This window comes from Actinocorallia sp. A-T 12471, from assembly GCF_033875155.1.
In the GTDB taxonomy this organism is placed as follows: domain Bacteria; phylum Actinomycetota; class Actinomycetes; order Streptosporangiales; family Streptosporangiaceae; genus Actinocorallia.
This window is the reverse complement of the sequence record NZ_JAWZTE010000001.1, coordinates 223,516-236,777: the sequence shown is the minus strand read 5'-3', so window position 1 is coordinate 236,777 and position 13,262 is coordinate 223,516. Positions and strand designations below refer to the sequence as shown.

Here is a 13,262-nt window from a genome sequence, read left to right as displayed (position 1 = left end):
CGTGAGCGACGCCGCCGACGGTCTGAAGGAGCGCCTGGCCTTCCTCGGCGAGGCCGCGGCGCGGATCGGCACCCGGCTCGACCCCGCCGAGACCGCGCGGTCGCTGGTGAGCGCGCTCGTGCCGCGCCTCGCGGGCAGCGCGACCGTGTACCTCCAGGAGAGCCTGTTCGGCCAGCGCGCCGACTTCGGCGACGACCTCCGGCTCGTCGCGGGCCCCAAGCAGCCCGACGAGGCGGCCCAGCGCGCTTACGCGTCCGGTACGGCGCTGCGTGACGGGACGCTGCTCGCCCTCCCGATGCGCGTGCGCGGCCGGACCCTCGGCGCGGTCCTCCTCGACGGCCACGGCGACGACGAGATCGACGCGCTCATGGCCGAGCAGCTCGTCGCCCAGGCCGCCCTCGCCGCCGACAACGCGCACCGCTACCGGCAGGAGGCGGCCGCCGCCGACACCCTCCAGCGCAGCATGCTGCCCAACCGGCTGCCGCGCTTCGCCGGGGTCGAGATCACCCACCGCTACCTCCCGGCCAGCGACCACGCCCGCGTCGGCGGCGACTGGTTCGACGCGATCGGCCTGCCCGGCAGCCGGGTCGCGCTCGTCGTCGGCGACGTCATGGGCCACGGGATGCGCTCGGCGGCGATCATGGGCCAGCTCCGCACGTCGGTGCAGACCCTCGCCGCCCTCGACCTGCCGCCCGACCAGGTGCTCCGCCAACTCGACGGGCTCGCCCAGGGCCTCGGCGAGAACCACCTCGCGACCTGCATGTACGCCGTCTACGACCCCGTCGCGCGGCGCTGCACGTTCGCCAACGCCGGGCACCTCCCGCCGATCCTCGTGCGCGCCGACGGCCGCGCCGAACTCCTCGACGTGCCCGAGGGCGTGCCGATCGGCGTCGGCGGCGTCGCGTTCGAGCCGATCGAGGTGCCCGTCCACGACGGCGACAGGCTCGTCCTGTGCACCGACGGCCTCGTGGAGGTGCGCGGCCAGGACATCACCACGGGCCTTGAACAGCTCCGCACCGCGCTCGACGGCCGCCGCCTCACCCTCGACGCCCAGTGCGACGACGTCCTGCGCCACCTGCAGATAGACGACAGAAGCGACGACGTCGCCGTCCTCATGGCCGACCTCACCGGCATCCCCGCCGCGAACGTCGCCCGCTGGATGCTGGAGCCCCGCCGCACCACCCCGGCCCGCATCCGCCGCCTCATCCGCGCCACCCTCACCGCCTGGAACCTCGCCGACCAGATCGAGATCACCGAGCTCCTGGCGACCGAGGTCGTCACCAACGCCGTCCGCTTCGCCGGCCGCCCCATCGAACTCCGCCTCGTCCAGACCGAACACCTCCTGGTCGAGGTCATGGACGACGAATACACCCTCCCCGTCCTCCGCGACGCCCACGAAGACGACGAAGGCGGCCGCGGCCTCCAACTCGTCTCCCGCCTAGCCCGCCGCTGGGGCGCCACCCGCACCGCCTCCGGCAAAATCGTCTGGTTCGAACTGACCGTCTGACTACAGCCGGACCGTGGTGACCGGGAGGGAGGAGTCGGCGGGGATGTCTAGGCGGGAGTCTTCTAGGTTGGCGGAGACTAGTTCGGCGCCTAGGGCGGCGACCATGGCGCCGTTGTCGGTGCAGAGGCCGGGGCGGGGGACGCGGAGGCGGATGCCGGCTTTTTCGCAGCGTTGGGCTGCCATTTCGCGGAGGCGGGAGTTGGCGGCCACGCCGCCGCCGATTTGGAGGTGGTCTACGCCGTTGTCCTTGCAGACGGCTATGGCCTTGCGGGTGAGGACGTCGACTACGGCTTCCTGGAAGGAGGCGGCTACGTCGGCGATGGGGACGGGGTGGCCTGCGCGTTCTTTGGCTTCTACCCAGCGGGCTACCGCGGACTTGAGGCCGGAGAAGGAGAAGTCGTAGGTGCCGTCGTCCATCTTGCCGCGGGGGAAGGCGATGGCGGAGGGGTCGCCGGCGCGGGCCGTGCGGTCGATGATGGGGCCGCCGGGGAAGCCCAGGTCGAGGACTCGGGCGACCTTGTCGAAGGCTTCGCCCGCGGCGTCGTCGACGGTCGAGCCGAGGGGGCGGACGTCGCGGGCCACGTCGGGGACCAGCAGGAGGGAGGAGTGGCCGCCGGAGACCAGGAGGGAGACGCACGGTTTGGGCAGCGGGCCGTGCTCCAGCTGGTCGACCGCGACGTGGGCGGCGAGGTGGTTCACGCCGTACAGGGGCTTGCCCAGCGCGAGGGCGTACGCCTTGGCCGCGGCGACGCCGACCATCAGCGCGCCCGCGAGGCCGGGGCCCGCGGTGACGGCGATCGCGTCGAGGTCGGACAGGGCGACGCCCGCCTCGGCGAGGGCGCGCTCGATCGTCGGGGTCATCGCCTCGAGGTGGGCGCGGCTGGCGACCTCGGGGACGACGCCGCCGAAGCGAACGTGCTCCTCGACGCTTGAGGCGACGGTGTCGGCGAGCAGGGTGTGGCCGCGCACGATGCCGATGCCGGTCTCGTCGCAGGAGGTCTCGATGCCGAGCACCAGGGGTTCGGTCATTTCTCGTCCCTCCGCATCACGATCGCGTCCACGCCGGACGGCTGGTAGTAGCGTTTGCGCACGCCGATCCGGACGAACCCGAACCTGTCGTACAGCCGCTGGGCGGGCTCGTTGTCGGCGCGGACCTCGAGGAAGACCCTGCGGCAGCCGCGCCGGGCGGCCTCGGTGAGCAGCTCGGTGAGCAGGGCCGCGCCGAGGCCGTGGCCCTGGCTTGCGGCGGCGACCCCGATGGTCTGGACGTCGCCCTCGTCGCCCGCGCTGGCCAGCCCCGCGTACCCGACGACCTCGCCCTCATGCTCAAGCACCACATAGTGCCTGGCGTGCGGGACGGCTTCGAGCTCCTCACGGAGCATGCCCTCGGTCCATGACTCGTCGCCGAACAGCTCGTGCTCAAGCCGCAGCGCCGCCGGAAGGTCCGCGACGGTCATCGGCCTGATCTTCGCCTCGGTCACTGGCTCGCCTTCTTCCGCGCGCCGATCTCCTGGGCGTCGGGGCGGCGCAGGTAGAGCGGGTCGGGCGGCAGCAGCGGCAGGCCCGGCCTGCCCGCGAGGCGGCTGATGGCGATCTCCGCGATCGCCGACGCCGTCGGCGGCACCGCCTCGGGCCCGGCGCCGCCGAAGGCCGCCGCGTACAGCGCAGCGCCCTCCCCGATCGCCGGGAGCCCGCAGACGGCGGCGTCGGCGGCGGGGCCGACGGACGGCTCGCTCACCCGCCTGTCGTAGGCGTCGTAGCGCGCCCAGTAGACCTCTTTCCTGCGCGCGTCGGTGGCCACCACGAACGGCGACGTGCGCCCGCTCGCCCAGGCGACGGCGTCGAGCGTGCAGACCCCGTGGACGGGGACGCGCAGCGCGTTGCCCAGGGCGTCGGCGGTGGCCAGGCCCACCCGCAGGCCCGTGTAGGGGCCGGGGCCCACCCCGACGGCGACCGCGTCGAGATCGCCCGGAGCCGCCCCCGCCTCGGCGAGGACCCGGGAGATCGACGGCGACAGCACCTCGGCGTGCCGCTGCCGGTCGGTCCCGGAGACGGCCGCGAGCTCGCGCGCGGGGTCGCCGGGGAACCACTCGTAGAGCGCGGCGGTGACCGCCGAGGTCGCGGTGTCGAAAGCCAGTACCAGCACGACCGTCAAGCCTATACGGCGGTCGGGTCAGGCCGATCCCATCTTCTTGATCGCCTCGACGGCCTTGGCGGCGGCGTCGGTCGCGCCCTTCACGCAGGTGTCCTGGGACAGCGGCGTGTTGTCGTCCTTGCTGCCGCCGTAGGAGACGGTGACGAGGATGTTGCCGATCCGCGCGTTCACGATCCCCTGGGAGAACGCCGTCTCGGTGAGGTACCTGACGTAGGCGCGGTCGCCGACGCCGTCGAGGTCGCCGAAGTGGCGCTGGCGCTGGCCGGGCAGCAGGTTGTCGCCCGCCTTGTCGCTGTCGTGCTCCTCGGCGAACTGGGCCTCGGCGTCCTTGACGGGGTCGGCCCCGACGACGCTGCGCAGCTCGACGGACAGCTCGCGCGGGTCGTCGCCGAGCCCGACGTCGCCCCAGGCGCAGCGGACCGAGGTCGCGGTGTCGGTGGCGGTCGCGGGGGTCGGCTCGCTGCCGGGGACGAGCTTGGCGGGGGTCTCGGCGAGGATCGAGCACGCGTCCGGGGGCCCGTCGAGCGGGACGAACCCCTCGGCCCCCTCGGCGTCGCCGTCGGACGGCGCGGCCTGGTGGCTCGCGCCGGGCGCGAGCTGCGTGGGGTCGCCGCCGCTGGCGTTACGGAGGATGAACAGCCCGGCTATCGCACACACCACGAGCACACCGGTGAGCGCGCCGGCGAGCAGGATCGCCATGCTCCGCTCGGATCCGGTGCTTCTACGCCTCTGACCACCCACTGGAGGACTCCCATACCCGTCTTGTACCGGGAAAGCACTTCCTTATCGAAGATGTTCGCTAGAGGTTACGACACCTAAACAGGAAACCGGGAGTACCAGGCGGTAGCTATCTAATCTGGAACGATCCCGTTCCAGTCGGACATGTCCCAACGGGGTCCCACGCCCGTGATCAGCACCTCGCGGGACTCGGAGTCGCCGATCCGGCTCATCCTGATCTCCAGCCTGTCCTCCGACAGGCCCTCCACCAGCCCCTCGCCCCACTCCACGACGGTGACGGCGGCGGCGAGGTCGGCGTCGAGGTCGAGATCATCCACCTCGGCGAAGCCGCCGAGGCGGTAGGCGTCGACGTGGACCAGCGGCGGCCCGTCGCCGAGCGGCGGGTGGACCCGGGCGATGACAAAAGTGGGCGAGGTCACCGGCCCGCGCACGTCAAGGCCCTCGCCGATGCCCCTCGTCAGCGTGGTCTTGCCCGCGCCGAGGCCGCCGGACAGGACGACGAGGTCGCCCGCGCGCAGCAGCCCGCCGAGGGCCAGGCCGAGGGAGTGCATCCGCTCGGCGGTGTCGATCCGCACCTTCACTCGCTCCTCCCCCGGCCCGCCGCGCGCGCGGCGAGCGTCCGGATCGCCGCGGTCACCCGGGCGTGGTGCTCCATCGGCAGCAGGTGGCCCGCGGTCTCGACCGCGTCGTACGCCACGTCGGACAGCCCCTCGGCGATCTGCGCGCCCTGCGCGGCGGGCGTCAGCAGATCGGCGTCACCCGTCATGACCAGCGCCGGGACCTTGTCCAGGACGGCGAGGGCGGCGCGTTTGTCGTGCCCGATCAGGGTCGGGTAGAACTCGGCGATCACCTCGAACGGGGTCGCCCTGATCATCCGCTCCACGAAGTCCACGACCGTCGGGCTCACCGACCTGTCGGCGAACCCCATCCTGCGGATCACCCAGAACGCCAGGTCAGCGCCGATCTTCCGGGACGAGTCCACCAGCGCGCCGCGCCTGCTCAGCCCCTTGATGATCCCGGGGGTGAGCGGGCGGGCGGCCTTGGCGAGGATCAGCGGCAGGCCCAACGTCATCTGCTGGATGTCGCCCATCGAGGTGTTGACCAGGCCGACGCCGCGGACCCTGCCGCCGAACTCGTCGGGGTGCCGTTCGGCGAACGCCATCACCGTCATGCCGCCCATGGAGTGGCCGAGCAGGACCACCGGCTCGTCCGCGCCGACCGTGGCGCGCAGGACGGCGGCGAGGTCCGCGCCGGTCTGGTCGATCGTCGCGTGCCGGGGGTCGCTGCGGCCCGACTTGCCGTGGCTGCGCTGGTCCCAGGCGATCCGCCGGAACTCGGTGAGGTCGCGGCGCTGGTAGTGCCAGGTGTGCAGGTCGAGGCAGTAGCCGTGGCAGAACACCAGCGTGGGGGCGTCCTGGCTGCCCGAGACTGCCTCCTCGACCTCCACGTGCAGCGGGAGGCCGTCGTCGGCCAGGACCGTCAGGGAGTCGCCGCGCGGGCGGCCGAACGGCTCGGCGGCCTCCGGGTCGGGCTGGGCGCGGACCCTGCCCACGGCGTACTGGCGGGCCGCGATCGCCGCGCCGAACCCGGCAGCGCCGATACCCGCGACGGCTCCGGCGATGCCGAGCCTTCTTCTGCTCCGTCCGTCCAAGTCGTCCTCCGGCGAGTGCGGTCAGGTCAGCCCGTGTGGACGCGCGGGACCCGCCCGCCCAGACGTGTCACGATCTCGTAGGAGACGGTGCCGACGGCCTCGGCCCAGTCCGTCGCGGTCGCCTCGCCCCGGTCGCCGGGGCCGAACAGGACGACCTCGTCGCCCTCGGCGACCGCGTCGTCGCCGACGTCGAGGACGAACTGGTCCATGCAGACCCGTCCGGCGATCCTGCGGCGGGCACCGGCCGCCAGGACCTCGAGGATGCCGCTGCCCGCGCGCGGGACCCCGTCGGCGTATCCGGCCGGGACCAGCGCGACCGTCGTCTCCCGCTCGGTCGTGTACTGATGACCGTAGGAGACTCCCGAGCCTTTGGGGACGCGTTTGGCGACGGTCACCGTCGAGGTGACGGTCATCGCGGGCCGCAGCCCGGGGTCGGGCAGCGCGGGCGCGGGGTTCAGGCCGTAGATCGCGATGCCGGGCCGCACGAGGTCCCAGCGGGTGTCCGGCAGGTGCAGGGCGGCCGAGGAGTTCGCCAGATGCCGCAGCTCAGGGCGCACCCCGGCGTTCTCTGCATAGCGGACCATCTCCGCGAAGGCGGCGGTCTGCCCGGCCACCGACGGGTGCTCCGGCTCGTCGGAGCACGCCATGTGCGACCAGATCCCGATGATCCGGACCGACCCCTCGGCCTCGGCCTTCAGCGCCGCCTCGACCAGCGCGGGCCAGCCCTGGACGGTCTGCCCGCCGCGCGACATGCCGGTGTCGGCCTTCAGATGGACGCGCGCGGGGCGTCCCGCCGCGACGGCGGCGTCGGCCGCCTCGCGGACCAGGCGGATCGACCCGACGCCGAGATCTACCTCGGCCTTGATCGCGGCCACAAGATCGGCTCCCGGGGGGCAGACCCCGGCGAGCAGCGGCGCGGTGATCCCCGCAGCGCGCAGCGCCAGCGCCTCGTCGGCGAACGCGACGCCGAGCCATGTCGCGCCCGCGTCGAGCGCGGCCCGCGCGACCGGGACTGCCCCGTGGCCGTACGCGTCGGCCTTGACCATCGCCATCACCGGGCGGCCCGCCGCCTCGGCGAGCAGCCGCACATTGTCCCGGATGGCCGACAGGTCCACCAGCGCGCGCGTCGGATGCGTCATGGTCCCCAAGTCTGCCGCACGACGCGGGCCGGTCGGACCCGTCGCGGGGGCGGGTCGGCGCAGCTCAGGGCAGTTGCGCGAACGCCTCGGGCAGCGCGGCGAGCACGTCCTCGGCGGTGATCGGGGCGGGCGCGCGGTCGCGGCGGGGCGCGGCGGCGATCCGGGCGGCGAGTCCGTGCAGGTGGGCGGCCCAGGCCCCGGCGTCGACGGCGCTGACGCCCTGGGCGAGCAGGGACCCGGCGAGGCCGGACAGGACGTCGCCGGAGCCCGCCGTGGCCAGCCAGGGCGTCCCTGTGAGATTCGCCCTGACGGGACCGCCGGGATCGGCCACCAGGGTCGTGGAGCCCTTCAGCAGGACCGTCACGCCGAGGTCGGCGGCTGCCGCGCGGACGCTGGCGAGCCTGCGCGCCTCGATCTGGTCGCGGCCGGTGTTCGTCAGCCGGGACAGCTCGCCCGCGTGCGGGGTGAGGAGGGTCGCGGCCGGGCGGTCGAGGAGGGCGCGGCGCTCCCCCGCCGGGAGTTCGGCGAGGACGGTGAGGCCGTCGGCGTCGACGAGGACGGGGACGTCGGTGCGCAGGACCGCCTTGACCAGGCGTTCGCCGCGCTCGTCAACGCCCAGGCCCGGGCCGACCACCCATGCCTGGACGCGCCCGACGGCTTCGAGATCGGGCTCCCCGTCGTCCGGCAGGACCGCCGTTACGGTCTCCGGCCAGCGCGCTTCCACGAGGCCGACCACGCGGGCGGCCGAAGCGAACCTGACCATGCCCGCGCCGCCGCGCAGCGCCGAGCCGACCGAGAGCAGGGCCGCGCCCGTGTAGTGGGAGCCGCCCGCGATCACGCCGACGACGCCGCGCCGGTACTTGTCGGTCTCGGCGGCCGGGCGCGGCGGGCGCACGTCGGACGTTGAGGGGGCGATCACCGTCGGGGCGGGCAGGCCGGACAGGCCGATGTCGATCAGCTCCACGACGCCCGCGTGATCAGCGCCGGGGTCGATGAGCAGGCCCGGCTTGAGGGTGCCGAAGGTGACGGTGACGTCGGCGCGGACCGCCTCGCCCGCGACCTCGCCGGTGTCGGCGTCGACGCCGCTGGGGACGTCGCAGGCCACGACGGCGGCGTCGTCGGGCAGGGCGGCTACCAGCGCGCCGTACAGGCCGCGCAGGGAACCTCGGCCGCCTATGCCGGTGAGGCCGTCGATCACCAGGTCGGTGCCCTGGAAGGGGTGCCGCGCGGTGAGCAGGGGTTCCAGGCGGGTGTGATCGATGACGCGGCCCCCCGCCTGGCGGAAGGCGGTCAGGGCGTCGGCGTGCGCCTTCGGGGCGGCCAGCGCGGCCGTCACGTGGGCTCCCCTGCGGGCCAGGCGCGCGCCCGCATACAGGGCGTCGCCGCCGTTGTCGCCGCTGCCGACCAGCAGCAGCACCCGCGACCCGTACAGGCGGCCGAGCAGCTGGGCGCACACCGAGGCGAGCCCCGCGGCCGCGCGCTGCATCAGCGTGCCCTCGGGCAGCCGCGCCATGAGCGCCGCCTCAGCGGCCCGTACCTCGTCCACCGCGTGCGCGTACCGCACCGCCGCCTCCTGAAGTGCCCTGCCTCGCCCGCGTTCGGGCCCTCTTTCCGCGTCCTACCCGTTCAGACCCGTTCAGACGGCTTCGGCGATCACCATCGCGGTCGCGATGCCGCCGTCATGGCTGAGCGACACATGCCAGACGGTGATCCCGAGGGCTTCCGCGACCGCCTCGATCGTGCCCCTGACGTGCAGGGAAGGGCGTCCCGAGGGGGCGCGGCGGATCTCGGCGTCGGTCCACAGCAGGCCGCCGGGCGCGCCAAGGGCCTTGGCCAGGGCCTCCTTGGCCGCGAACCTCGCCGCGAGGGAACGCACCGGGAGGCCGCGTTCGGACTCGGTGAAGAGCCGTTCGGCGAGCTTCGGCGTCCGCTGGAGGGACGCGGCGAACCGTGCCACGTCGACCACGTCGATCCCCATGCCCACGATCACCCCACGAGCGTACCGACGGCGTCAGGCGATGCGGACCCCGCGCGGGACCGCCTCGACGGGCACGCGCAGCCGCCGCACGGTGACCGTGAACGCGCCCGCCGCCAGGGCCAGGTCGAAGCCGAGGCCGTAGTACCAGATCGGGCCCGGGTTCCCCGGCTCCTCGCCGGGGGCGAAACTGTCGCTCTCGTGGTAGTCGTCGCGGTCGTCGCCGCGCCGCATCTCGCGCATCGTCTCGCTGATGTCGCCGAACAGGTCGAGGTCCGAGCCGACCCGGACGCAGACCTCGCGCTCGGCGTAGGACGTCTCCGGGCCGTCGTAGACGGGGCCCTCGAACTTCTCGCAGTTCACCTCGTGCGGCAGGCTCGGGGTCGCGTCGGCCAGCACCACGAACGGGTTCGGGGCGAGCAGCCACCAGGTCCACCCTCCATGGTCCTCACCCGAGCGCTTGAAGAGTTCGGCGGAGACGACCGCCGCCATCGCGTTCAGGATCAACGTGCCGAAGATCAGGGCGAACACCGTCAGATAGGACAGCAGCATCGAGGTGACGCCGCGCGCGACCACCGCCGAGAAGAACTGGGAGATCGCGCAGACGACGCCCATGAGCAGCGCCGTCACCACGAGCGAGACCACTGCGGAGTGGACGCCGACCGCGCCCGTCAGCACCGGCCACAGGATGAACGGCAGCGTCACCACAAGCACCGCGAGGCCCGCGCCCCACGCCGCGAGCAGCTTGCCCGCGGCGATCTCGGCGGGGGTCAGCCTGGTGATCTGCAGCATCGCGAGGGTGCCGCGCTCACGGTCGCCGTTGATCGTCTGGGCGGCGAGCGCGGGCGAGACCACCATGGTCAGCAGCAGGACGAAGGAGAGCAGCACGACGAAGACGCCGACGCCCCAGCCCTCCTCGTCGGCGAAACCGAGGGACAGCGCGCCGGTGATCAGGGCGAGGACCACGAACCAGACGGCAAGGAGGGTCTTCCACCGGCCTGTCCGCACGCGGGTGCGGAACTCCTGGCGGGCGACGACGAGGACGCCGTGCAGCCCTATCGCCCTGTACGGCTTGGTCGGCTTGGTCGGTGCGTCCGGCTTGGTCGGTGCGTCCGCCATGTCAGATCACCTCTCGGGGGCCGAAGCCGTCGGGGAGGGCGGGGGGCTGCCGGCTCGGGGGGCCGCCGTCGTCCGGCTGCGCGGTCGTCTCGGCGAGGGAGAGGAAAGCCGATTCCAGTGCGCCGCCCACCGGGCCGAAGGCGACGACCTGTACGCCTGCCGTGACGAGTCCGGCGAGGACGTCGGCGGCCTCGGGCTCGTCGAGGGGGCCGAGGTCCAGGCCGCGTCCGCCGGGGGCGGGCTGGTGCGGGACGTCCGCGCGGTCGAGGGCGGCGGCCGCGGCGGGGCCGTCGAGGGCGCGGAGCCGCCACATGCCGCGCCTTGCCGTCAGCAGGTCGCCGATCTCCCACTCGCCCTCGGAGCGGCCGCCCGCCACCAGCGCCACCCGGTCGGCGATCTCCTCGAGCTCGGCCAGGATGTGGCTGGAGACCAGCACCGCGACGCCCTCGGCGGCCTGGCCGCGCAGCACGTCACGCAGGCCGATCCGCGCGCGCGGGTCGAGGCCAGAGGCGGGCTCGTCAAGGAGCAGCACCTTCGGGCGGTGCACCAGCGCGCGGGCGAGGCCCAACCTTTGCTTCTGGCCCCGCGACAGCAGGTGCACCGGCTGACGGGCCCACGGCTCAAGGCCCATCAGCGTCAGCAGCTCGGCGGTCCGCGCGGCCCCGGCGCGGGGGCGGAGGCCGTGGGCGTCGGCGAAGAAGTCGAGGTACTCGGCGACCGTCAGGCGGTCGTAGACGCCGAACGTGTCGGGCATCCAGCCGAGCAGCTCGCGCGCCTCACGCGGCCTGGCGCGGGCGTCGAGGCCCGCGACGGTGATCTCGCCGTCGTCGGGGGCAAGGAGGGTCGCGAGGATCAGCAGCAGGGTCGTCTTGCCCGCGCCGTTCGCGCCGACCAGGCCCGTCACCTTGCCGTAGGGGGCGGTGAGGTCGAGGCCGTCGAGGACCTTCACGTCGCCGAACGACCGTCGCACCCCGCGTGCGATGACACCGCACTCCAGCACAGTCCGCCCTCCCGCCGTCCGATCCCTACGGATCAGACAGCGGAAAGGTCGGGAAAGTTCCGCCTTATTCCACCGTGACGGACTTGGCCAGGTTGCGCGGCTGGTCCACGTCGTGGCCCTTGGCCGTCGCCAGCTCGCACGAGAAGACCTGGAGCGGGATCGTCGTCACCAGCGGCTGGAGCAGCGTCGGGACCGCAGGGACCTCGATCAGCGTGTCCGAGTACGGCGCGACCGAGTCGTCGCCCTCCTCGGCGATGACGATCGTGCGCGCCCCCCGCGCCCTGATCTCCTGGATGTTGGAGACGATCTTGTCGTGCAGCACGTCGCGGGCGCGCGGCGGCACCACGACGATCACCGGGAGGCCGTCCTCGATCAGCGCGATCGGCCCGTGCTTCAGCTCGCCCGCCGCGAAACCCTCGGCGTGCATGTACGCCAGCTCCTTGAGCTTCAGCGCGCCCTCAAGCGCCACCGGGTAGCCCACGTGACGGCCAAGGAACAGCACCGATTTCTCGTCGGCGAGGGAGCGGGCCAGCTCACGGACCGGCTCCATCGTCTCAAGGACCTTCTCCACCTTCTCCGGCATCGACCCGAGCAGCTGGACCATCGCGAAGACCTCGTCGCCCCACTTGGTGCCGCGCACCTGCGCGATGTACAGGGCGATCAGGTAGACCGCGACGAGCTGGGTGAGGAACGTCTTGGTCGCCGCGACGCCCACCTCGGGGCCCGCGTGCGTGTACAGGACGCCGTCGCACTCACGCGGCATCGTCGAGCCGTTGACGTTGCAGATGCACAGCACGCGGGCCTTCTGCTCGCGCGCGTGCCTGACCGCCATCAGCGTGTCCATCGACTCGCCCGACTGGGAGATCGCGATCACCAGCGTGGTCTTGGTGAGGATCGGGTCGCGGTAGCGGAACTCGCTGGCCAGCTCGACCTCGCACGGGACGCCCGCCCAGTGCTCGATCGCGTACTTGGCGATCATGCCCGCGTGGTAGGACGTGCCGCAGGCGATGATGATGATCTTGTCGATCTCGCGGAGCTGCTCGTCGGTGATGCGCATCTCGTCAAGGTGCAGGCGGCCGTCGGTGCCGATCCTGCCCAGCAGCGTGTCAGCCACCGCGCGCGGCTGCTCGGCGATCTCCTTCAGCATGAACGCGTCATAACCGCCCTTCTCGGCGGCGGACACGTCCCAGTCGACGTGGTACTCGCGGACCTCGGCCGGACGCCCGTCGTAGTCGGTGACGGTCACGCCCTCACGGCGCAGCTCCACCACCTGGTCCTGGCCCAGCTCGATCGCGTCGCGGGTGTGCTCGATGAAGGCCGCTACGTCGGAGGCCAGGAAGTTCTCCCCGACGCCCTTGCCGACCACCAGCGGCGAGTTCCGGCGCGCGCCGACGACGACCTCGGGGTCCTGGGCGTCGACCGCGACGAGCGTGTACGCGCCCTCGAGGCGGCGGCACACCCGGCGCATCGCCTCGGGCAGCCCGTGCTCGCCCACCAGCTCCTCGAGCAGGTGCGCGACGACCTCGGTGTCGGTCTCGGAGGTGAACGCGTGCCCGCGCTCGGTCAGCTCGGCGCGCAGCGGCGCGAAGTTCTCGATGATCCCGTTGTGGATCACCGCGACCCTGCCGACGCAGTCGACGTGCGGGTGGGCGTTGGTGTCGTTCGGCGCGCCGTGCGTGGCCCACCTGGTGTGCCCGAGCCCCACCGTCGACGCCGGCGGCGGCTCCTCCTCCAGCACCTTGCGGAGGTTGATCAGCTTGCCGGCCTTCTTGGCCGTCGCCAGCTTCCCCTCCACGACGAGCGCGATGCCCGCCGAGTCGTATCCCCGGTACTCAAGCCGCGCCAGCCCGTCAACGACGACCTGCTCGGCCTGCTGACCACCGACGTAACCCACGATTCCGCACATGAACGCCACACTATCTGTCGATCCGTCAAAGACAGGAGCCCCGCCGCCCCACCAGCGCAACCCCTCTGGTTA

At 73.0% G+C, this 13,262-nt stretch carries 13 protein-coding genes; 1 reads left to right on the top strand and 12 read right to left on the bottom strand.

Going from position 1 to position 13,262, the window contains the following annotated elements; translation table 11 throughout:
* The first annotated feature begins 1 nt into the window (after position 1).
* Complete coding sequence (locus R9X44_RS01190; RefSeq protein WP_319812029.1) at positions 2-1,507, top strand: ATP-binding SpoIIE family protein phosphatase; 1,506 nt, start codon at positions 2-4, stop codon at positions 1,505-1,507.
* On the opposite strand, the gene tsaD is transcribed toward R9X44_RS01190, so the two are convergent.
* The 12 genes from tsaD to glmS form a co-directional block, all read right to left on the bottom strand.
* Positions 1,508-2,536 carry a tRNA (adenosine(37)-N6)-threonylcarbamoyltransferase complex transferase subunit TsaD gene (tsaD, locus tag R9X44_RS01185; RefSeq protein WP_319812028.1) on the bottom strand — a complete coding sequence of 343 codons (1,029 nt, stop codon included), beginning with the start codon at positions 2,534-2,536 and terminating at the stop codon, positions 1,508-1,510.
* Entirely contained in the window at positions 2,533-2,988 is a 456-nt protein-coding gene (rimI, locus tag R9X44_RS01180) for a ribosomal protein S18-alanine N-acetyltransferase (protein ID WP_413774890.1), read from the bottom strand. Before rimI ends, tsaD begins: the two co-directional genes overlap by 4 nt.
* Entirely contained in the window at positions 2,985-3,653 is a 669-nt protein-coding gene (tsaB, locus tag R9X44_RS01175) for a tRNA (adenosine(37)-N6)-threonylcarbamoyltransferase complex dimerization subunit type 1 TsaB (RefSeq protein ID WP_319812027.1), read from the bottom strand. The genes rimI and tsaB overlap by 4 nt, the downstream gene beginning before the upstream one ends.
* Before the next feature lie 27 nt (positions 3,654-3,680).
* Entirely contained in the window at positions 3,681-4,361 is a 681-nt protein-coding gene (locus tag R9X44_RS01170) for a hypothetical protein (RefSeq protein WP_319812026.1), read from the bottom strand.
* A 152-nt stretch (positions 4,362-4,513) separates the two neighbouring features.
* Positions 4,514-4,981, bottom strand: coding sequence for a tRNA (adenosine(37)-N6)-threonylcarbamoyltransferase complex ATPase subunit type 1 TsaE (gene tsaE / locus R9X44_RS01165; protein ID WP_413774889.1), 468 nt, complete (start codon positions 4,979-4,981; stop codon positions 4,514-4,516).
* Positions 4,978-6,051, bottom strand: coding sequence for an alpha/beta hydrolase (locus R9X44_RS01160; protein WP_319812025.1), 1,074 nt, complete (start codon positions 6,049-6,051; stop codon positions 4,978-4,980). The genes tsaE and R9X44_RS01160 overlap by 4 nt, the downstream gene beginning before the upstream one ends.
* A gap of 26 nt (positions 6,052-6,077) precedes the next feature.
* The gene (gene alr, locus R9X44_RS01155) at positions 6,078-7,190 is read right to left on the bottom strand and encodes an alanine racemase (RefSeq protein ID WP_319812024.1); all 1,113 of its coding nucleotides are present in this window, start codon (positions 7,188-7,190) and stop codon (positions 6,078-6,080) included.
* A 64-nt stretch (positions 7,191-7,254) separates the two neighbouring features.
* Positions 7,255-8,754: an NAD(P)H-hydrate dehydratase gene (locus R9X44_RS01150; RefSeq protein ID WP_319812023.1), complete on the bottom strand. Its 1,500-nt coding sequence runs from the start codon at positions 8,752-8,754 to the stop codon at positions 7,255-7,257.
* Positions 8,755-8,826: 72 nt separating this feature from the next.
* Positions 8,827-9,180, bottom strand: a complete 354-nt coding sequence (locus tag R9X44_RS01145) for a holo-ACP synthase (RefSeq protein ID WP_319812022.1) — start codon at positions 9,178-9,180, stop codon at positions 8,827-8,829.
* A 21-nt stretch (positions 9,181-9,201) separates the two neighbouring features.
* On the bottom strand, positions 9,202-10,284 hold the full coding sequence (locus R9X44_RS01140; protein ID WP_319812021.1) for an ABC transporter permease: 1,083 nt from the start codon (positions 10,282-10,284) through the stop codon (positions 9,202-9,204).
* A 1-nt stretch (position 10,285) separates the two neighbouring features.
* Complete coding sequence (locus tag R9X44_RS01135; RefSeq protein ID WP_319812020.1) at positions 10,286-11,254, bottom strand: ABC transporter ATP-binding protein; 969 nt, start codon at positions 11,252-11,254, stop codon at positions 10,286-10,288.
* Positions 11,255-11,348: 94 nt separating this feature from the next.
* The gene (gene glmS / locus R9X44_RS01130) at positions 11,349-13,190 is read right to left on the bottom strand and encodes a glutamine--fructose-6-phosphate transaminase (isomerizing) (protein ID WP_319812019.1); all 1,842 of its coding nucleotides are present in this window, start codon (positions 13,188-13,190) and stop codon (positions 11,349-11,351) included.
* Between the last annotated feature and the right edge of the window lie 72 nt (positions 13,191-13,262).

What these genes read in the sequence shown, in the direction of transcription:
- tsaD (WP_319812028.1), bottom strand. Translation starts at nt 2,536, where the DNA reads ATGACCGAACCCCTGGTGCTCGGCATCGAGACCTCCTGCGACGAGACC.
- R9X44_RS01170 (WP_319812026.1), bottom strand. Translation starts at nt 4,361, where the DNA reads ATGGCGATCCTGCTCGCCGGCGCGCTCACCGGTGTGCTCGTGGTGTGT.
- alr (WP_319812024.1), bottom strand. Translation starts at nt 7,190, where the DNA reads ATGACGCATCCGACGCGCGCGCTGGTGGACCTGTCGGCCATCCGGGAC.
- R9X44_RS01140 (WP_319812021.1), bottom strand. Translation starts at nt 10,284, where the DNA reads ATGGCGGACGCACCGACCAAGCCGGACGCACCGACCAAGCCGACCAAG.
- glmS (WP_319812019.1), bottom strand. Translation starts at nt 13,190, where the DNA reads ATGTGCGGAATCGTGGGTTACGTCGGTGGTCAGCAGGCCGAGCAGGTC.